The sequence below is a fragment of the Quadrisphaera sp. KR29 genome (assembly GCF_052644995.1).
Genome location: NZ_JBQXXG010000016.1, coordinates 17,444 through 35,735, shown reverse-complemented (window position 1 = coordinate 35,735; position 18,292 = coordinate 17,444). Strand labels below are relative to the sequence as shown.

The window sequence follows — 18,292 nt, the reverse complement described above, 5'->3', positions numbered from 1 at the left end:
GTGACGACGGGCCGGGACGTCGGCGGATCGGCCCCATGGGCGTGACCGCGCCGTCACGCCGAAGGGGCCGGTCCTCCGAGCACGACGACGACCGCGGCCCACAGACGATGCCGGACCCGACCCACCGCGCCGCCCCGCGCAGCCGGTCGGCGCAGGCGGCTCAGCCGAGCTTGACCAGGCCCCGCTTGAGCTGGCGGGCGGCCTGGGCGATGCGCTGCTCGTTCTCGATGAGGGCGAACCTCACGTAGTCGTCGCCCTGCGGGCCGAAGCCGACCCCCGGCGAGAGCGCCACGTCGCACTCGTTGACGACCAGCTTGGCGAACTCGATGGAGCGCAGCTCGGCGTAGGGCTCGGGGATGCGCGCCCAGGCGAACATCGTCCCCTTCGGCTTCTCCAGCGGCCAGCCCGCCCGCTCCAGCCCCTCCACCAGCGCGTTGCGCCGCGACTCGTAGACCGAGGAGGTCCACGTCGGGTACTCCAGCTCCTCGTTGAGCGTCACCGTCGCCGCGATCTGGATCGGCTGGAACGTGCCGTAGTCCAGGTAGCTCTTGAGCTTGGCCAGCGCCGCGACGACCTCGCGGTTGCCCACGAGGAAGGCCACCCGCCAGCCGGCCATGGAGTAGGACTTGGTCATCGAGTACAGCTCGACGGCCACCTCCTTGGCGCCCTCGCACTCCAGGATCGACGGCGGCTTCCAGCCGTCGAAGGTGGTGTCGGCGTAGGCGAAGTCGTGCACGAGCACCACGTCGCGCTCGCGCGCCCAGTCGACCAGGCGCTGCAGGTCCGCCTTGGAGGCGACCGCCGTCGTCGGGTTGTGGGGGAAGCTGAGGACGACGACGCGGGGCTTGGGCCAGCCGTACTCCCACGCCTCCATGACGTTCTCGACGTAGTCGTGCGCGACGCCGTCGGCGTCCTTCGGGCCGATCGGCACCTGCCGCACGTCGGCGCCGGCGAAGTACGGCCCCCAGATGTGGATGGGGTAGCTCGGCGAGGGCACGAGCGCGGCGTCACCCGCCTGCAGCAGCACCCACATGAGGTGGGAGAAGCCCTCCTTGGCGCCGATGGTGCTGATGACCTCGGTCTCGGGGTCGAGGTGCACCCCGAAGCGCCGCTGGTAGAGCCCGGCCACGGCCTCGCGGAGCTTGGGCAGCCCGCGGGAGGAGGAGTACCGGTGGTTGCGGGAGTTGTGGGCGGCCTCGGCCAGCTTCTCCACCGCGGTGGCCGGGGAGGGCAGGTCGGGGTTGCCGAACCCCAGGTCGACGACGTCGCGCCCGGCCCGGCGCGCCTGCTGCTTGAGCCCGTCGATGATCGTGAAGACGTACGGGGGCAGCCCCTGGATCCGCCGGAACTCCATGGCGGTCAGGGTACGGGCGGTGGCCCTCCTCGCGGCCGCGCTCGCGCCGGGACGAGGCGGAGCGGTGCGGGAGTGCAGTGTGCCGCCGAAGATCGTCACGGCTCATCACCCTGCGTCAAGGTTCACCCGTAGGGAGCAGCGGGAACGGCTCATTCTCAGCGGATTCCCCGCTCGCAGTTCCCTGCGCTCCCGCGCCTCGCGCACGATCGTCCGGGCGCGCCCGGCCGGGGGGCGGGCAGCGCCCCGGAGCACCGGCTGGCGACCAGCCCCGGCGTGCGCGAGCGCCCGCCGCCTCCCGGGCGCTCCACCTCGGACGGCCCCTCGTGTGCGGGAGGTGTGAGAAGTGCGTGATCTGCGCGTGACGCTCGTCCACGAGCGCTTCACGGAGTTCGCAGGGTCCGAGGCCGTCGTGGCGCACCTGGCGCGCCTGTGGCCGGACGCGCCGCTGCGCGCACCCGTCGCCCGCGCCGGGGTCGTGCCGGCTGACCTGGAGGCGCGGGTCAGCAGCACGGCGCTGAGCCGCCTGCTGCGCGGCTCCTCCTACGCCCACCTGCTGCCGCTGCTGCCGGTCGCCATGCGCCGGCTGCGCCTGCCCGAGTCCGACGTGGTGGTCGCCTCCCACCACGCCTTCGCCACCCAGGTCGCCGCCTCCTCGGCCGCACCCGTCGTGGCCTACGTGCACTCCCCCGCCCGCTGGGTGTGGGAGCCGGCCATGCGCGCCGGGGAGGGCGGCCGCGCGGCCGCAGCCGGCCTGGCCGCCTTCTCCGCCGCGTTCAAGCCCTTCGACGTCGCGGCCGCCCAGCAGGTGCACACCCTCGTGGCCAACTCCTCCTGCGTCGCCGAGCGCATCCGGCGGTGGTGGGGCCGGGACGCCCTGGTCGTCGCGCCGCCCGTCGACACCGGCTTCTACACCTCCGACCCCTCCGTGCCGCGGGAGGACTTCTACCTCCTGGCCGGGCGCGTGGTGCCCTACAAGCGCCCCGACCTCGCCGTGCGCGCGGCCGCCCGGGCCGGTGTCAAGCTCGTCGTGGCCGGGGAGGGCCGGGCCCTGGACCAGGTCCGGGCGCTGGCCGGCCCCGGTACCACCTTCGTGGGCCGCGTCGACGACGACGGGCTGCGCGACCTCTTCCGCCGCTGCCGCGCCCTGCTGGCGCCCGGGGTGGAGGACTTCGGCATCGTGCCGGTGGAGGCCCAGGCGTGCGGGGCGCCCGTGGTCGGCGTCGGCGCCGGCGGCAACCTCGACACCGTCCTGCCCGGCCGGACCGGCCACCTGGTGCCGCAGGTCGGCGCCGACGAGGAGGTCGAGGCCTGGGCGGAGGCGCTGCGGCGCTTCGACGCGCGCGCGTACGACCCTGCGGCCGTGCGCGAGCACGCCGCGACGTTCTCCCAGCCGCGCTTCACCGCGTCCATGGCCTCGCTCGTGCGGCGGGTGGCGGAGGGGCCCTCGCTGCCGCGCCAGGCGCTGGCCTCCCCCTTCGACGTCGACCGCGACCTCGAGCGCGGCACCGACCGCGACGCCGGCGCCGCGACGGCCGGCCAGGCCTGAGGAGCCCGCTCCGGCGAGCCTCCGGGGCGGTCGGCCGATCGAGGGAGCGGCCCCGGCAGCGGCGGGGCCGCGATGACCTCCCGTGCCAGCATGGGGTGACCGCGTGCGAGGCCGAGGGGGTCGTGTGGAGCTGGCGGACTACGTGCGCGCCCTGCGCCGGTGGTGGCTGGTGTCCCTGGCCGTCGCCGTCCTCGGCGCCGCGGCGGGGTGGCTGGTGACCAGCACCGCGACGCCGGAGTACGAGACCTCCACGCGCCTGTTCGTCACCGCGCAGACCGGCGCGACGGGCGGTGACCTCGTGCAGGCCAGCACCTTCGCGCAGTCGCGGGTCGCCTCCTACGCGGAGCTGGCGACCAGCGGCGCGGTGCTCGAGCGGGTCATCGCCGACCTGGGCCTGCAGGAGACCCCCGACGACCTCGCGGAGCAGGTCACCGCCTCGGCTCCCGACGACAGCGTCCTGGTGGACATCAGCGTCGTCGCCAGCGACCCCCAGCAGGCCGCGGCCATCGCCGACGCCACAGCGGCCGCGCTCAGCGCGGTGGTGGACGACCTGGAGACCCCCGTCGGCGGTGGCGTCTCCCCGGTGCGGCTCGCGCAGGTGCAGCCGGCTCCCGTCCCGACCACCGCCACCACCCCCGGCACGACCCTGGGCGCCGCGCTCGGCCTGCTGGTGGGCCTGCTGCTCGGCCTGGGCGCCGCCGTGCTCCTCGACGTCGCCGACCCGAGGCTGCGGCGCGCCGCCGACGTCCGCGCGAGCGGGCTGGAGGTCCTCGGCGAGGTCCCCCGCGACCCGGCTCTGCGCGGGCACCCCGTGGCCTTCGCGCACGACGCCTCCGCGCGCAGCTCCCAGGCGCTCCACGAGGTGCGGCTGCGCGTCCAGCGCGCCGCGGCGGCGGGCAGCGTCAGGACGGTGCTCGTCGTGGGGACTCAGGCGGGCGACGGCGCCACCACCGTCGCCCTGCAGCTGGCGCTGTCGGCGGCGGGCAGCGGCGCCGCGGTGACGCTCGTGGACGCCGACCTGCGCCACCCCGCCGTCGCCGAGCGCCTCGAGGCGAGGGTGCCCTACGGGCTGACCGACGTCCTGGACGGCAGCGCGGACGTGTCCCAGGCCCTGCGCCGCTCGCGCGGGGACCTGCCCGGCGTGGTGGTCGCCGGTCCACCGCCGCGCGTGCCCAGCGACGCGCTGCGCTCCCCGGGCCTGCGCAAGGCGCTGGAGGAGCTGGGCGCCAAGGCAGACCTGGTGGTGGTCGACACGACCCCGCTGGAGCCCTTCGCCGACGCCACCGCCGTGGCCGAGGTGGTCGACGCCGTGGTCCTGGTCGCCGCCCGGGGCACCACCCGCGGGCGCCTCGCCCGCGCCGAGCGCGCGCTGCGCGCCGCGGACGCGCGCGTGCTGGGCGTGGTGCTCACCCGGATGCCCGTCCGGGGGCCCGACGCCGTGCCGGTGTTCAGCGCCGACGGCCGCCGCCGACGCCGCTGACGGGCGGCCGTCGGCGGGCGCCTACAGGGAGGTGACCGTCGCGGGGCGCTGGTCGCGCGGTGAGGTGTTGCCGCTGATCCGGCCGCTGTAGTCGCGGCCCGCGAAGTGCACCACCACGTCCACCGCGTTGTCCTCGATGACGTTGAAGGAGCGCCGGTCCTGCGACCAGTTCCCGTCGCAGACGCCCACGGGGTAGCCCACCGCGGTGTTGCCTCGGATGGTGCACCGCTGGCCGGGGTGCTCCGCGCTGGAGTACAGGGCCAGGACGCCGCCGCCCCAGCCCGGGGAGGTCGCGGTGACCGGCCGGGTGCAGGTGAGCCGGTTGTCGGCGATGGTCACGCCCGAGCCGCCCTCGTTGGCGATGCACGTGGGCGCGGCGTTGGAGAAGGTGTTGCCGGTCACCGCGTTGTCGTCGTTGCGGACGCTGCGCAGGGCGTAGACCCCCGGTGCGCGCACCGTCGCGGTGTTGCCGGAGAAGGTGGAGCCGGTGCAGGCGCCCTCGTCGAGGTGCAGGGCCGCCGCCTGGGCGACGTCGAAGGTGTTCTCCCGCACCACCACCCCGGTGCTCGTCCCGCCGCCGAAGGCCCGGAAGCCGGCGCCGGCGCCGCTCTGCACGACCCGGTTGCGGGCGAAGGTGCACGCCGTGCTGCCGTAGAAGACGGCGAGCCCGGCGTTGCCCGCGTCGGTGACCCGGTTGCCCGTGGCCCGGCTGGCGGTGCACCCCTCGAAGTCGACGCCGACGTCGCCGCACCGCTCGACGGTGTTGTCGCGCACCACCACCGCGCGCCCGCGGGAGCCCCAGATGCCGCCGCCGGTGACGTCGCGGACCGTGTTGCCGCTGATGGTGAGGCCGACCACGGCGTGGGCGGGGTCGCCACCGGTGCCCAGCGGCTCCTTCGCGGCGTCACCGCCCCAGAACTGGATGCCGTGGTCGGCGCCCTCCACGGTGCACCCCGAGACCACCCCGTGGCTGCTGAAGACCACCGCGACGCCCTGCTGGGTGGCGTTGGTGACGGTGACCTCGCGCACGGAGAAGGCGCGGCAGCCGCTGAGCACCACGCCGTGGCCGCCGGCGTTGCGCAGCTGCAGGCGCCGCAGGCGCACCCGGGTGCCGCTGCCCGCGACGCAGGAGGGCCCCACCGCGCTGGCGCCCCAGTCCCCGCCCGGGCGGGGCCCGCGCGCCGGCGCGCCGCCGTCGACGGTGAGGTCGCTGGCCGAGCAGGAGCTGCCCAGGACCAGCACGGCGCCCACGTCGGCGCCGGGCGTGGCCAGCAGCGAGGCGCCGTGGCCGACCAGCGCCGTGGACGGCGGGACCGTCAGCGACCTCACGCGGTACCGGGCGCCCTCGCGCAGGTGCACCTGCCCGCCGCGGCCGGCGTCCAGGGCCCGCTGCAGCGCGGCGGTCGCGTCGGTGGTGCCGTCGGCGGGCGCGCGGAAGTCGTCGGCGCTCACGGACGGGCCCGGCGTGGCCGTCGCGGACGGCGTCACCGCTGCCTGCTCGGCCCGCTGGCGCACCAGCGCCTCGCCGACCGGGCCCGCGGCCAGGGCGGTGCCCACGGCCGCGACGCCCGCCCGCAGGACGGTGCGCCGAGACGGCAGCGCCATCCTGGTCCTCCTCCGTGGTGCCGGTGGGCGCTGGGCGCCCTCGGGTCCACGGGGAGGGTAGGTCGGTGGCTGCGGCGCCCGCGGCACTTCGGACGAACCGGACGGCACCGGACCGCCGGGGTCCGGGCGCGCGGCCCCGGGCTCATCCACCGCCGCTGGCGAGCACGTCGCGCTCGCGGTGCACCCAGCCGCCCCGGGAGCCGCCCGGCAGCACCACCCCGGTCAGGCCCTCCAGCCGTCCGAGGCTGCGGGCTGCGCCGACGGCGACCGAGACCAGGGGCCGCTCGTGGTGGGCCAGGGGTCTGGCCAGCGGCGCGAGGACGTGGCGGACCCTCCAGCGCAGCGGGTAGCCGTGGCGCCTGGCCACGTAGCCGGTGCCCCGGCCGTAGCCGCGGTGCTTGCGCACCACCTCCGCGGCGGCCAGCTGGCGGTTCTCCCCCTCCCCGACCACGTGCACGGCGTCGGACCAGCGCACCGCGTTGCCCGCGCGCACCAGGCGCAGGAGCAGGTCGGTGACCTCACCGGCCTGGTAGGGCCCGGCCGACCCGGTCCCGATGCTCTCGTCCCACCCGCCGACGGCCTCGACGGCGGTGCGGCGGAAGAAGGTGGCCGGCTCGATGGCCCGCCAGACCGTCCAGTCGTCGAGCTCGGGGCGCGGCGGGGACGGCGAGCGGGGGACGCCGTGCTCGACCAGGGGCACGGCGAGGGCCGCGAGCGAGGGGTCGGCGGCGAAGGCGGCGGCGACGCCCCCGAGGGCCTGCGCGGGGTAGGTGGAGTGGTCGTTGGGGAAGGCGACGACGTCGACCTCCTCGCCGAGCAGCGCGAGGGCCGCGTTGCGCCCGGCGCTGCCGCCGCCGCTGCTGCGCACCACGCGCACGTCCAGGCCCGGCACGTGCAGCGGCGGCAGCCCGGCGGCGCTCTGGTCGGCCACGGCGACGGCGACGACCGGGTGGTCGGAGGCGGCCGCGGACCGCAGCAGGGCCTCGACCGAGGGCCGCCCGATGGTGGTCAGGCAGACGCCGACGCGCAGCCCGCTCACGCGCCGGCCCCCACCGCGAGGCGGGCGGTGCCACCGGCGGTGCCGTCGGCGGTGTCCCCGGCGGTGTCCTCGACCCGGCCGGGGGCGCGGCCGGGCTCGCAGAACAGCGCCACGACCACGCCGAGCACGAAGACGAGGTTGTTGGGGTAGACCGCGAAGAACTGCATGTTGGCGGCCGCGACGAGGAAGGCGGCCTGGTAGGTGCCCCACCCCCAGAACAGCGCCGAGCCGGGACCCGGGGTCCGCAGGGCGGCGCCCAGCAGGCGGCGGGCCGAGAAGACGCCGAGCGCGACCCAGGCCAGCGCCAGGAGCACCCCTCCCTTGTGGAGCAGGGAGACGTAGGCGGCCTCGTAGAAGCTGGTGTCTGCGCTGACACCGAGCAGGTCGGCCAGGCGCAGGTCCGTCAGCGCCTCGAAGGACTGCGCGTGGTCCTCCACGCTGCCGGACTTGGTCTCGAGCAGCTCGCTGAACAACGGGGACGACAGCAGCACCGCCGCGACGGCGACCGCGGCCGCTGCCGCGCCCCACACCAGCGCCACCAGGCGGGCCGGCGAGCGGCGCAGGGCCACCGCGCTGACGAGCACGAGGGTGCCGGCGACGGTGGCCACACCGGTGAGGGACTGGGTGAGCAGCAGGCTGGCCACCAGGCCGCCGCCGACCAGCGCCCGCGCGGCGGGCCTGCCGCGCCAGCGCACCCACACCACCGGCAGCAGCAGGGCGACCAGCAGCGCCAGGCCGTTGGGGTCGTCCAGCAGGGAGCCGAAGCGCACCGAGATGCTGTTGGCGTACGCCAGCGCCGGCAGGCGGCCGGTGGTGGCGAACAGCAGCACCTGGACCGCCTCGACCACCACCACGACCACGGCGAAGACGACGACGACGCGGGTGACGGCCTCGACGTCGAGGCTCCAGCGGAGCGCCAGCGGGGCCAGCACCGCGCCGACGGCCAGCACCAGCCCCACGGTCTGCAGGTCCTGGTCGCCCACCAGCACGCCCTTGCCCAGGGCGAAGGCGCACAGGAGCACCAGCAGCAGGCACACCACCGGTGACGCACCGCGCCCCGAGGCGGGCCGGGAGCGGGCGGCCGGCCAGGCGAGCAGCACCACCACGGCCGCCGCGGCGGCGAGCAGGAGGTACTTGCCGACCTGCAGCACCGCGGGGGTGTCGGAGTACACCGGGCTGGTGTCGGAGGAGTTGATCTGCAGGGGGTAGCGGTAGGAGAGGTAGTAGAAGCCGATGAGGAGCACCACCACCACGGCCCGCGTCGCGAGCCGGTCGCTGCGCGTCACCGGCTGCGCCGGGTGCTGCCCGCCGGGCCCGTCGACCGGGTGACGCAGCTCCGGTCCGGCAGAGATCACGTGCCATAGTACGACGGCCCGGAACCGCCGACAGGCCTGTGAGCAGGGCGTTCTGGGACGACCACCCGTTCGCGGCAGCCGCCGCGGGGACCAGTGGAGGCCATCGGCGTGAGCGCCTGGGGGGTTGCGCTGCGCCGTCTGCGGACCGCGCCGTCGCCGCGCGCGGCGACGGCGCTGGACCAGGCCATCAGCAGCGTCTCCAACTTCGCGCTGCAGCTCTTCGTGGCCCGCACCGGCGACCTGGCCCTGGTCGGCGTCTTCGCCGTCGGCTTCGGGGCCTACGTGCTGCTGACGAGCAGCCTGCGCGCGCTGCTCTTCGAGCCGGCGCTCGTGGTGTGCTCCCGCGAGCCCGCGCGGCGCCTGCAGGTGCAGCGGTCCGCCGTCACCACCGCGCTGGCCGCCTCGGTCGCCCTCGGCGTCGTGATGGCCCTGACCGCGCTCCTGCTCCCGGCGGAGTACCGGCTCACGCTGCTCACCTACGCGGCGGGCATGCCCGTGCTGGTGCTGGCCGACGGGCTGCGCTACGCCCGCTTCGCCGACGGCAGGCCGCAGGGCGCGCTCGCCGTCGACGCGGTGTGGACGGGGTCTCAGGCCGTGCTGTTCGCCGCGCTGGTGGTCACCAGCGGCGACGCCGAGGGGTACCTCCTGGCGTGGATCGCCGGGGCCGCGGTGGCCGTGCTCACCGGTGCCCGCGCCCTGCGGGGGCTGCTCGTGCGGCCCCGGGCCGTGGCGCCGGGCTGGCGCTCGCTGAAGGGCCTGGGGCTGCCGGGGCTGGCCGACTCCCTGCTCGGCTCGGGGGTGCAGCAGCTGCTCCCGCTCGGGGTGACCCTGCTCGCCGGCACCACCGCCGCCGGCGTCGTGCGCACCGCCCAGACCATGCTGAGCCCGGTCAACACCGTCATCGCCGCGTCCACGCTGCTCGCCCTGCCCGCGGCAGCGGCCGCTGCCGGCGCCGGTGACCGGCGCCGCTACTGGCGCGCGGGGCGGCGCCAGGCGCTGGTGCTGGTGGGCCTGGGCGTGGTGGTCGGCCTCGCCTACGCGCTGGCGCCCTCGGCGCTGCTGCAGTGGGCCTTCGGGGAGGCGGCCGAGGAGGCGCGCCCGGTGACCGTGGTGCTGTCGGCGCAGGTGGCGCTCATCGGCTGGGGCATCGCGGTGGTCACGCTGCTGCGCGCCGCGCTGGCCGCCCGCACCGTGCTGCTGGCCTCGGCCGTCACGGCCCCGTTCACCCTCGGCGCCCCGCTGGTGGGCGCCGTGGTGGCCGGCCCGCTGGGCGTGGGCGTCGGGATGCTCGTGGCGGCGCTGCTGTGGGCGCTCTGGCTCAGCGCCGCGGTCGCCCGGCGCCACCGGGCCGGCGTCGCGCTCGGCAGCGCGCAGACCCCCGGCGGCGAGCTCGTGGACGACGCCGACGACGACGGCCTGGGCGACCGCCTGGCCGAGGGACCACCGAGGGAGGAGGCCAGGTGAGCTGGCTCGTCGACGGCCGCGCGACCGGGCACCACGGCATCGCGCGCTTCTCCCGGGAGGTGGTCAGCCGCCTGACCGGCCCCGTGGAGGTGCTCACGAGCACCCGGGTGGCACCGCTGTCCCCGCTGGACCCGGCGTGGCTGTCCTGGCAGGCGGCCCGGCGCCGCCCGGGGCTGCTGTTCAGCCCCGGGCCCTACGCCGCGCTGCGCACGCCCTGCCCGCAGGTGCTGACCGTGCACGACCTCATCCACCTGGAGGACCCCCGGCAGGCGAGCCCGGCCCGCCGGGCGTACTACGAGGCCCTGGTGTTCCCGGCGGTGCGCCGGGCGGGCCGGGTGCTGACGGTCTCGGAGCACTCCCGCCGGCGCCTGCTCGAGAGGCTGCGCCTGCCCGAGGAGGAGGTGGTGGTGGTGGGCAACGGGCTCTCCCCCGGCCTGGCCGCGCCCGCGCCGGCCCCCGCGCGCGCCGGTGAGCGCCCCCACCTGCTCTTCGTGGGCAACGCCAAGCCCTACAAGCGGCTCGACACCGCCCTGGCGGTGGCCCGGGAGCTGGCCGCGACGCACGACCTGGTCGTGGTGGGCGTGGACCGCCGCGCGCTGGACGCGGAGCTGCTCGCCGCCGCACCGCCCTCGGTGCAGTGGCGCTCGGGGCTGGCCGAGGCCGAGGTGGCGGCCCTGTACGCAGGCGCCACCTGCCTGCTGTTCCCCTCCGAGCACGAGGGCTTCGGGCTGCCGGCCCTGGAGGCGATGGCCCAGGGCACCCCGACGGCGTACCGCTGCGAGGCCGTCGGGGAGGTCGTGGGCCCGCTGGGCCTGCGCGTCGCCGAGGAGGACGGCGTGGCGGGCTGGTGCGACGCGGTGCTGCGGGCGCAGGCCGGGGAGGTCTCCTCCACGGCGCTGCGCGAGCGCGCCGCCACCTTCAGCTGGGACGAGGTCGCCCGCCGGGTCGAGGGCGTGCTGCGCGAGGTGGCCCCGTGAGCGCCGAGCCGCTGGTGACCTTCGTGGTGAGGGCCCGCAACGCCGAGGCGACCCTCGAGCGCTGCCTGCGCTCGGTGCAGGAGCAGACCCGCCCGGCCCGGGTGGTGGTGGTCGACAACCGCTCCACCGACGCGACCGTGGCGATCGCGCGGGCCCACGGGGCCCTCGTGGTCGACCGCGGACCGCTGCCCTTCAACTACGGGCGGGCCATCAACCGCGGCATGGAGCAGGTGCGCACGCCCTACGCGGCCATCCTCAGCTCCCACTGCTGGCTGCGCGACCCCCGGCACGTCGAGGTGGTCGAGGAGCTCTTCGGCGACCCGACCGTCGCCGGCCTCGGCGGCGGGCTGCGAGCCCCCACCGGGGAGCTGCTGACCGGGCCCCACCGGCAGGAGCGGCTGGTCCTGGCGCCCGGCTACGGCTTCTCCAACCACTCCTCGGCGGTGCGCACGGCCGTGTGGCGGCAGTTCCCCTTCACCGAGGAGCTGCCCGCCTCCGAGGAGCTCGACTGGGTGGGGCGGGTCACCGCCGCGGGCCACGCCGTCGTCATCGACCCCCGCCTGCACGTGCCCAACGGGCACCGGCGCGCGCAGGGGCTGACCGCCCTCCACCGCCGCGCGCTGCGCGAGGGCTGGGCGGCCGGGGCGCTCGGGCTGGAGCCGGCCGAGCGCCTCCCCTACCTGTCCCGGGTGCTGTCGGAGGTGCCTGCCCACCGGCGCTGGGCGCTGCCGCTGTACCTCGTGCACGTGCCGCGGCTGGTGGAGGTCCACGGCTTCGTCAGCGGCGCCCTGCAGGGCCGGGCCCACCGGCGCGGTGACCCCTCGCGCCTGCCGCCGCCCGCCTGACGGCCCGCCCGCCGGGCGGACCGGCGCGCTCAGGCCCGGACCGACTGGGCCAGGACCGCGGCGCCGAGCACCAGCGCCGGCAGGCCCAGCACGTCAGCGGCGGTCAGGCCGTGCGACCAGCTCACCCGCACCAGCGTCGGTCCCTCGAGCGGACCGTTGAGGAGCCACCACACGCCCGTGAGGGCCAGCGCGCCCAGCCCGACCCGCCAGGCGGCGTGCGGCAGGGCCTGCTGCTGGAGCAGCAGCACGGCGCACTGGGCGGTCAGCACCGCCAGGGCGACCACCACGACGAGGGCCACCAGCAGCGACAGGCGTGACTCAGGCACCAGCGCATGGTGCCCACTGCGCCCACCTGCTCAGCGGTCGCGGTCGAAGGAGACGTGCACGTGGTCGAGGTGGTCCAGCGTCACCGAGGACCCGTCGGGGTGGGTGTAGGGCCGCCAGGTCGGCCGCGCCGCCGTCCAGACCTGCCGCTGCCAGATGACCTCCTCGACCCCCAGCCCCTCGTGGTTGTCCACCAGCGCCTGGGCCACGGCCCACCCCAGCTGGACCTCGGCGGCGTCGGGCACGCGCCCCAGCTCCCCGATGGTGACGTCGCAGGCGTGGCCGGTGTGGTGGTAGCTGCCCTCCACGTGCCCGGTGGTGGCCGCGCACGCGGAGACCGGGGTGCGGGTGCCGAAGGTGGCGTCCACCCAGCGGCGGCCGAACTCCGCGTTGGGCGCCAGGCCGTCGGCGCCCAGCGGCCACGCCGGCAGCGGCCGGTCGGGCACCGAGCCCGCCACCACCAGGCCCGGTGCGGCCGGCACGGTGTAGCGCGCGGCCATCGCGGTGATCGCGCGCACGTACCCGTGGGTCTCCCCGCGGGCGAAGGACGGCGGCGGCACCCCGCGGTGGCGCGCGACCGCCCCGGGCCCGGCGTTGTACGCGGCGAGCATGAGGGAGACCGGGTCGCCGTCGTACCCGCGACCGCTGACCTGGTCCAGCAGCCAGCAGTCGTAGGCGGCCGCGGAGGCCAGGGAGTCGGCGGGGTCGGTGATGACCGCGCCGCCGCCGTCGGCGTCCACCCCGTGCTCGGCCCAGGTGGCGGGCATGAACTGGCCCAGGCCCCGGGCGCCGGCGGGGCTGACCGCGTCGGGGCGCCAGCCCGACTCCTGGGTGATCTGCGCCGCGAGCACCGGCGCGGGCAGCTGCGGGCACCGCGTGAGGGCGTAGTCGAAGGCCTGGCGGTAGCGGGCGGGCACGGCCCCGTCGGCGACCGCCACCGAGGACGACGCCGGAGCCTGCAGGCGCCCGCCCTCGCGCCCGGCGGTCACCGCGACGACCACGACCGCCGCCACGAGCACCACCGCCACGACGACGACGGCGCCCAGCACGGCGGCCACGGCGCCGGTGAACCACCACAGCGCCCGGCGGCTGACCACCTCAGCCCGCTGACCGGTCGGCCATCAGCGCAGCCGCTGGGCGGTGTCGGTCAGGCGCCGCTCGCAGCCGTGCAGCACGTGCTGCACCGCGCGGGCGGGCTGTCCGGGCACCTTCCACAGCGCCTGGTGGGCGCCGAGCGCGCCGAGGGCCGCCACCTCCACCGGCGAGAACCCCAGCTCCTCCCCGAACGCGCGCGCGTTGACGGGCTCCTGGCGGAAGGAGACGACGACGTCGGCGTCGTGCACGAAGGCCCGCCCGGCCTCGGCGGCGGCGAGCACGTCGGTGAGGTGCTGGGTGGCGGCGAGCACCTCCACGCCCAGCGTGCGGGCCTTCTTGACCACCTCCTGCACCACCGCGCCGAGCTCGGGGACGCGCACGGCGTTCCACAGCTCGTCGACCACCACCACCCCCCAGCCGCGCCCGGGCGCCGTCCACGTGGTGAGCACCAGGGCCGCGGAGGCGGCCATGAGGACGGGGACGACGTCGGGGTGGGTGGCCTGCACGCCGGACAGGTCCCAGACGACGACGTCGGCGGCGAGGTCGAGCTCGGGGGAGGTGGGCCCGTCGACGAAGCCGGCGAGGTCGCCGAAGACGAGCCTGTCCAGCAGCAGGCCCAGGTCGCGGCCCCAGGCGTGCAGCTCCTCCTCGGTGCAGGAAGAGCCGGGGACGGGCTCGTCGGGGTCCGCCGGCGCCGCCAGCAGCGCCTCGCGCAGGTCGACCACCGTCGCCGCCCGCCCGCCGAGGGACGGAGAGGCCAGCACCCGCTCCAGCTGCACGCGCAGGGCGAAGCCCTCGGCGGGGGTCAGGGCGCGCCCGGCGAGGAACTGCAGCACCGAGCGCACCAGCCCCTCGCGCCCGGACGCGTCACCACCGGTCAGCCTGGCGTCGAGGAGGTTCAGGCGCAGCGGGCCGCCGGCGGTGAAGCGGTGCACGGCCCCGCCGGCCTCGCGCCCCAGGGCGCAGAACTCCCCCTCGGAGACCTCCCGGCCGCCCTCGACGTGGTTGACCGCCCGGGTGTCGTAGACCCACGCGCGGAACCCCTGCTCGGCCACGGCGCGCACGAGGTAGCTCTTGAGCAGCGCGCTCTTGCCGGCGTACTTCGAGCCCAGCACCAGGGTGGCCGAGCCCGAGGTGCCCTGCTCGAACCACGCGCGCCCGCTGTGGCGGACCGGCTCGCCGGTGTGGACGTCCTGGCCGACCAGCACCCCGCTCGGGGAGTCCCACGCCCGAGCGTGGGCGTAGGGGAACAGCGGCTGCAGGCCGTACAGGTCGCTGCGGATCGGTGGGGCGGCGTAGTCGCCCAGGCCCGCGGCCGTGCTGAGGCGGCGGGCGCGGCGGTCCTCCTCCAGCGTGGGCCGCAGCGAGGCGCCCGCGGGCAGCGGCGGGCGCGGCGGGGTGCCGTCACCGGGCTCGCGCAGCCGGTAGGCCGCCGCGGCGAGCGCGCCGGCCAGGGCGCCCCAGGTCGCGTCCAGGCCCCGGGCGACGGCCCCCAGCGCCGAGGACCCCGGGGACGGGCGGCGCCGCGCGTGGCGGGGCAGCACCGGGCGCCGCTGCCCCGGCGCGCCGCCGGGCCCGTGCAGGACCTCCTCCCAGACCCGGTCCGGGCCGTGCTCGCAGGACCGGCCCCTCGCGGGTGACGAGGCGGTCACCGCCACAGGGCCGATCGGCCGAGGTGCGGCGCCGCGGCCTGCCGCGGCCCCGGGGGTGCGGGCGGGCGCCTCAGAGGACACGGGCCAGCCCCCGCCCGAGCAGCGTGCCGGCCACGAGTGCCTGGTCCTGGCGCAGCGGCGCGACGGGCGCCACGTGCACGCCGCAGGCGCGCGCGGCCGCGACCAGGGCGTCGCCGTCGTCGTCGAGGTCCTCCAGGGTGGCGGCGTTGAGGACGAAGAACGCCGCGCCGTACCCGCCGTGCCACCCGCCGCCGGCGGCCGAGACGTTGTGGCGGCGCTCGTCGGCGGGGCGCTCCAGGGTGGCGCGCAGGTGGGAGGTGGACTCGCGGACCTGGCGGCGCAGCTCCTCGCCCTGGTCGTGGCGGTGGGCCTCGGCCAGGGTGGAGACCCTGTCGCGCAGGTCGACGACGACGGCGACGACGTGCTCCAGCGTCCGTCCGCGCACGGCGGCGCCCAGGGTGTGCAGCGGGACGAGGTCGACGGCGCTCCTGGCCTCGTCGCTGAAGCCGGTGACCTCGTAGCCGCGCACGAAGCCGTCCCCGTGGCGCCCCAGCACCCCCACGTGGGTGGGGCGCACGTCCAGGGAGGGCACCATCCGGGAGGGGTCGGTGGGCGAGGGGTCCCACAGGGAGACCGACCTGTCGAGCAGCCCGCGGTTCACCCCCGCCAGCAGCTGGGCGTCCAGGGGGCGGCGCACGGTGACCTCGGCGGCCTCCAGCAGCGGCACCGCGGCGCGCAGCCGCTCGGCCACGACGCGGGCGGCGGCCAGGTGCGGGTCGCTCTCCCCGCGCGCGCGGCCGGCGCGGGCGGCGGCGCGCAGCTGCGGGCCGGTGGTGGCCCACAGGGTGAGGAAGTGGTCGTAGCGGGGGTGGGCCGCGGCGTCCTCGCGGGCGGCGGCCAGCGCCTCGCGGAAGGACCGCGGCGCGCCGGCGGCCGGGCCGCCGGCGGCACCGGCGGCACCCGGGGCGGCGTCGTCGCTGTAGGAGCACACCGAGTACATGGCGACCCTGTCGAAGGAGTCCGACAGCTGCCCCAGCGCCCGCCCCAGCTCACCGCGCAGGCGGTGGTGGCGCAGCACGTCGGGCAGGCCGCCCCAGGCGGCGTCGACCTGCACGCACACGCCGTAGTGCCCGCCGGCCGCCCCGGACAGCGCCGAGGCGCCGGAGGCGGCGGAGGGCTGGAAGAAGACGCACACGTCGCCGTCGTCGTCGTCGAAGGGCACGTCGCGCCAGGTGATGGTGCCGAAGGCGGCGGGCAGGCGGCCCGGGGCGTGCCGGCCGGCCTCCAGCCCCGCGAAGCCGCTGGCCGAGGCGTAGCGCAGCTCCCCGGTGCGGGCCAGGGCGCGCCAGCGCAGCACGTCGAGCAGGCGCGCCGACAGCGGGCGCACCCCGAACGGGCCCGCGAACAGCGCCGCGCCGAGCACCGCGACCACCAGGCCGGTGAGCATGAGCCCGGGGCTGCGCGCGAGCACGCCCACCGGCACGCTGAGCACCCCCACGCCGGCGAAGAACCACGGCAGCAGCGCCTCGGCGGCGGTCCTGCCGCGCGCGAAGGCGGCGTAGGTCACCGAGCGCTCGCCGATGACGTGGTCAGGCGCCTGGGCCACGGGTCCTCCTCCTGGTCACCGGGCTGGCGGGGGTGGCGGCGCCCGAGCCGGCCACGCGGCGCCCGCGGCGCTCGCGGGCGCGGTCGCCGTGGGTGCGGGCGGCCGAGGGTCGGCCGCCGCCGTCCCGCGGGCCCGGGCCGGTGGGAGCGCCGGAGCCGGCGCTGGGGGCGCGGCCCACCCAGTACAGGGGGTTGGCGCGCGAGCGGCGGGCGGCGGCCTGCTCGCGCTGGCGCTCGCGGTCCTCGCGGCGCTGGTCCCAGCGGGCGCCGGCGAGCGCGCCCAGGCGGGTGCCCTCCAGGCGCGAGGGCCGCTCGCGCCGCTCGGCGCGCAGGGGGCGCCACGCGCGCCAGCGGCCCCGGCGGCCCCGGGCGCGGGCCCCGGCGTAGGCGGCGCTGCCGGCAGCGGTGCCGAACAGCAGGGACAGCAGCGAGCCGCCGATGAGCGCGAACAGCACCACCCCGATGAGGTAGAGCAGCGTCACGAAGCCCTCGCCGAGCGTGGAGAAGTCGAGGAAGGACACGCCGATGACGAGCAGGTCGACCACCTGCAGCGGGAACAGCAGCGTGCCGGCCATGACCCGCACGTAGGAGCGCAGGGCCTGGCCGCCGTCGCCGGCGATGGCGGGCAGCAGCCCGAACTGGCCGAAGACGGGGATGGCGTAGACGGCGATCTGGCGCAGCACGAAGGCGAACAGCACCACGAGCAGGAGCGGGAAGAGGAAGGCCGACAGCAGCACCGCGGCGAGCAGCGCGCCCGGGGAGTCGCCCAGGAGCAGGCCGGCCGAGAGCTGGGTGGTCAGCTCAGTGACGCGCAGCGCGAAGACGCCGGCGAAGGCGCCGGTGACGGCCAGCACGCCGGCGTCGACCAGGAGCACGAAGAAGGGCACGGAGAAGGCGGCGGGCAGCCCGACGGCGAGCAGCGCGAAGGAGCGGCCCGCCGAGCGCACCCCCTCCACGGCGCCCTCCAGCACCATGCTCACGAGCCAGCGCACCACCGCGACCACCAGGGCGACGGCGCTGAGCAGCGCCCAGTGCCACAGGTAGACCTGCCAGTAGCTGCCCCGCAGGGGGTTGAAGGCGACGTAGGTGGTGACCGCGGTGACGGTGTAGGAGAACAGCCAGCCGACCGACTCCGCCAGGGTGGCGGCCAGGCAGTCGTCGGCCGCGTACGGCGAGGTGAGCCACCCGAGCAGGCCGCGCGGGCAGGCCGCCAGCGCGGTCGCCGTGCCGACGCCACCGTCAGCGGGGCCGGCCCCCGCGGCCGGGGGGCCGGGGGCCGCCGGGTCGGCGGGGGCCGCCGGGCCGGCGGGAGCGGACGGAGACGCCGGGGGGACGGGGATGGAGTCGCCCGGCGCCGGGGGCGGCGTGGTCGTGGCGCCCGCGGAGGGGCTCGGCAGGGGCAGCGCCGCGGAGGCGAGGGCCGCTCCGGTGGGGACCACCACGAGCAGGACGGCGACCAGCAGCGAGGCAGCGGCGCCCGCGGGGGTGCGCGGGCCCGAGCCGCCGCCGGTGCCCTCGGGGGCGCCGCCGGCCACGGGGCCGGTGGTGCTCGCGGCGGCCGGGCTCATGAGAGCAGGTCGAACCAGCCGAGGGTGAAGGTCGAGAAGGCCCCGACGATGAGGATCACGAGCGCGCAGCCGACGGCGGACAGCAGGTGCCCGGTGGCCCGCCCGCCCCTGCGCAGGCTCGCGACGGCGGCGACCAGGGAGACCGCGAGCCCGAGCACGGCGGCGACGAGGACGAGGAAGAGGACGACGCCGAGCAGCCGGCCCGCGGGCCCGGCGAAGCCGCTGAACGGCCCCGGTGTCGGGGAGGCCTCCGAGAGCATCCGCTGGAGGAACTCCCGGGTGCCGCCGTAGTCGCTGTCGTCACCGGGGCTCGGCGAGGGCGACGGCGCCGACGCCGTCATCACCCAACCCAGCAGTCCCAT

Annotated in this window: 15 protein-coding genes; 5 read left to right on the top strand and 10 right to left on the bottom strand. The window is 77.3% G+C overall.

Annotated features, from left to right (window positions below; all coding sequences use genetic code 11):
- Window positions 1–160: 160 nt before the first annotated feature.
- Entirely contained in the window at window positions 161–1,354 is a 1,194-nt protein-coding gene (locus tag ACUN9U_RS14430; RefSeq protein WP_445485701.1) for an aminotransferase class I/II-fold pyridoxal phosphate-dependent enzyme, read from the bottom strand.
- A 358-nt stretch (window positions 1,355–1,712) separates the two neighbouring features.
- On the opposite strand from ACUN9U_RS14430, the gene ACUN9U_RS14425 reads away from it, so the two are divergent.
- Window positions 1,713–2,900, top strand: a complete 1,188-nt coding sequence (locus ACUN9U_RS14425) for a glycosyltransferase (protein WP_445485699.1) — start codon at window positions 1,713–1,715, stop codon at window positions 2,898–2,900.
- A gap of 124 nt (window positions 2,901–3,024) precedes the next feature.
- Window positions 3,025–4,380, top strand: a complete 1,356-nt coding sequence (locus tag ACUN9U_RS14420; protein WP_445485698.1) for a Wzz/FepE/Etk N-terminal domain-containing protein — start codon at window positions 3,025–3,027, stop codon at window positions 4,378–4,380.
- A 21-nt stretch (window positions 4,381–4,401) separates the two neighbouring features.
- Here ACUN9U_RS14420 and ACUN9U_RS14415 read toward each other — a convergent pair whose 3' ends face one another.
- From ACUN9U_RS14415 to ACUN9U_RS14405, 3 genes are all read right to left on the bottom strand, one after another.
- Window positions 4,402–5,985 (bottom strand): right-handed parallel beta-helix repeat-containing protein, encoded by a 1,584-nt coding sequence (locus ACUN9U_RS14415; protein ID WP_445485697.1) that lies wholly within the window; start codon window positions 5,983–5,985, stop codon window positions 4,402–4,404.
- Between the two features lie 142 nt (window positions 5,986–6,127).
- Complete coding sequence (locus ACUN9U_RS14410; RefSeq protein ID WP_445485696.1) at window positions 6,128–7,024, bottom strand: glycosyltransferase family 2 protein; 897 nt, start codon at window positions 7,022–7,024, stop codon at window positions 6,128–6,130.
- The gene (locus tag ACUN9U_RS14405; protein WP_445485695.1) at window positions 7,021–8,379 is read right to left on the bottom strand and encodes a hypothetical protein; all 1,359 of its coding nucleotides are present in this window, start codon (window positions 8,377–8,379) and stop codon (window positions 7,021–7,023) included. The genes ACUN9U_RS14410 and ACUN9U_RS14405 overlap by 4 nt, the downstream gene beginning before the upstream one ends.
- 108 nt (window positions 8,380–8,487) lie before the next feature.
- Between ACUN9U_RS14405 and ACUN9U_RS14400 the strand changes: the two genes are divergently transcribed.
- Genes ACUN9U_RS14400 through ACUN9U_RS14390 form a run of 3 tightly spaced genes read left to right on the top strand, consistent with a single transcriptional unit; the run spans window position 8,488 to window position 11,665 of the window.
- Window positions 8,488–9,843 carry a hypothetical protein gene (locus tag ACUN9U_RS14400; protein WP_445485694.1) on the top strand — a complete coding sequence of 452 codons (1,356 nt, stop codon included), beginning with the start codon at window positions 8,488–8,490 and terminating at the stop codon, window positions 9,841–9,843.
- Window positions 9,840–10,820, top strand: a complete 981-nt coding sequence (locus tag ACUN9U_RS14395; RefSeq protein ID WP_445485693.1) for a glycosyltransferase family 4 protein — start codon at window positions 9,840–9,842, stop codon at window positions 10,818–10,820. Before ACUN9U_RS14400 ends, ACUN9U_RS14395 begins: the two co-directional genes overlap by 4 nt.
- Window positions 10,817–11,665: a glycosyltransferase gene (locus ACUN9U_RS14390; protein ID WP_445485692.1), complete on the top strand. Its 849-nt coding sequence runs from the start codon at window positions 10,817–10,819 to the stop codon at window positions 11,663–11,665. Before ACUN9U_RS14395 ends, ACUN9U_RS14390 begins: the two co-directional genes overlap by 4 nt.
- A gap of 29 nt (window positions 11,666–11,694) precedes the next feature.
- On the opposite strand, the gene ACUN9U_RS14385 is transcribed toward ACUN9U_RS14390, so the two are convergent.
- The 6 genes from ACUN9U_RS14385 to ACUN9U_RS14360 form a co-directional block, all read right to left on the bottom strand.
- Entirely contained in the window at window positions 11,695–11,991 is a 297-nt protein-coding gene (locus tag ACUN9U_RS14385) for a hypothetical protein (RefSeq protein ID WP_445485691.1), read from the bottom strand.
- 30 nt (window positions 11,992–12,021) lie between these two features.
- Complete coding sequence (locus ACUN9U_RS14380) at window positions 12,022–13,086, bottom strand: lytic transglycosylase domain-containing protein (protein WP_445485690.1); 1,065 nt, start codon at window positions 13,084–13,086, stop codon at window positions 12,022–12,024.
- 24 nt (window positions 13,087–13,110) lie between these two features.
- Window positions 13,111–14,736 (bottom strand): hypothetical protein, encoded by a 1,626-nt coding sequence (locus ACUN9U_RS14375; protein ID WP_445485689.1) that lies wholly within the window; start codon window positions 14,734–14,736, stop codon window positions 13,111–13,113.
- Between the two features lie 70 nt (window positions 14,737–14,806).
- On the bottom strand, window positions 14,807–16,363 hold the full coding sequence (locus ACUN9U_RS14370; RefSeq protein ID WP_445485688.1) for a hypothetical protein: 1,557 nt from the start codon (window positions 16,361–16,363) through the stop codon (window positions 14,807–14,809).
- Window positions 16,347–17,930 (bottom strand): hypothetical protein, encoded by a 1,584-nt coding sequence (locus ACUN9U_RS14365; RefSeq protein ID WP_445485687.1) that lies wholly within the window; start codon window positions 17,928–17,930, stop codon window positions 16,347–16,349. The genes ACUN9U_RS14370 and ACUN9U_RS14365 overlap by 17 nt, the downstream gene beginning before the upstream one ends.
- Entirely contained in the window at window positions 17,927–18,292 is a 366-nt protein-coding gene (locus tag ACUN9U_RS14360) for a hypothetical protein (RefSeq protein ID WP_445485686.1), read from the bottom strand. The genes ACUN9U_RS14365 and ACUN9U_RS14360 overlap by 4 nt, the downstream gene beginning before the upstream one ends.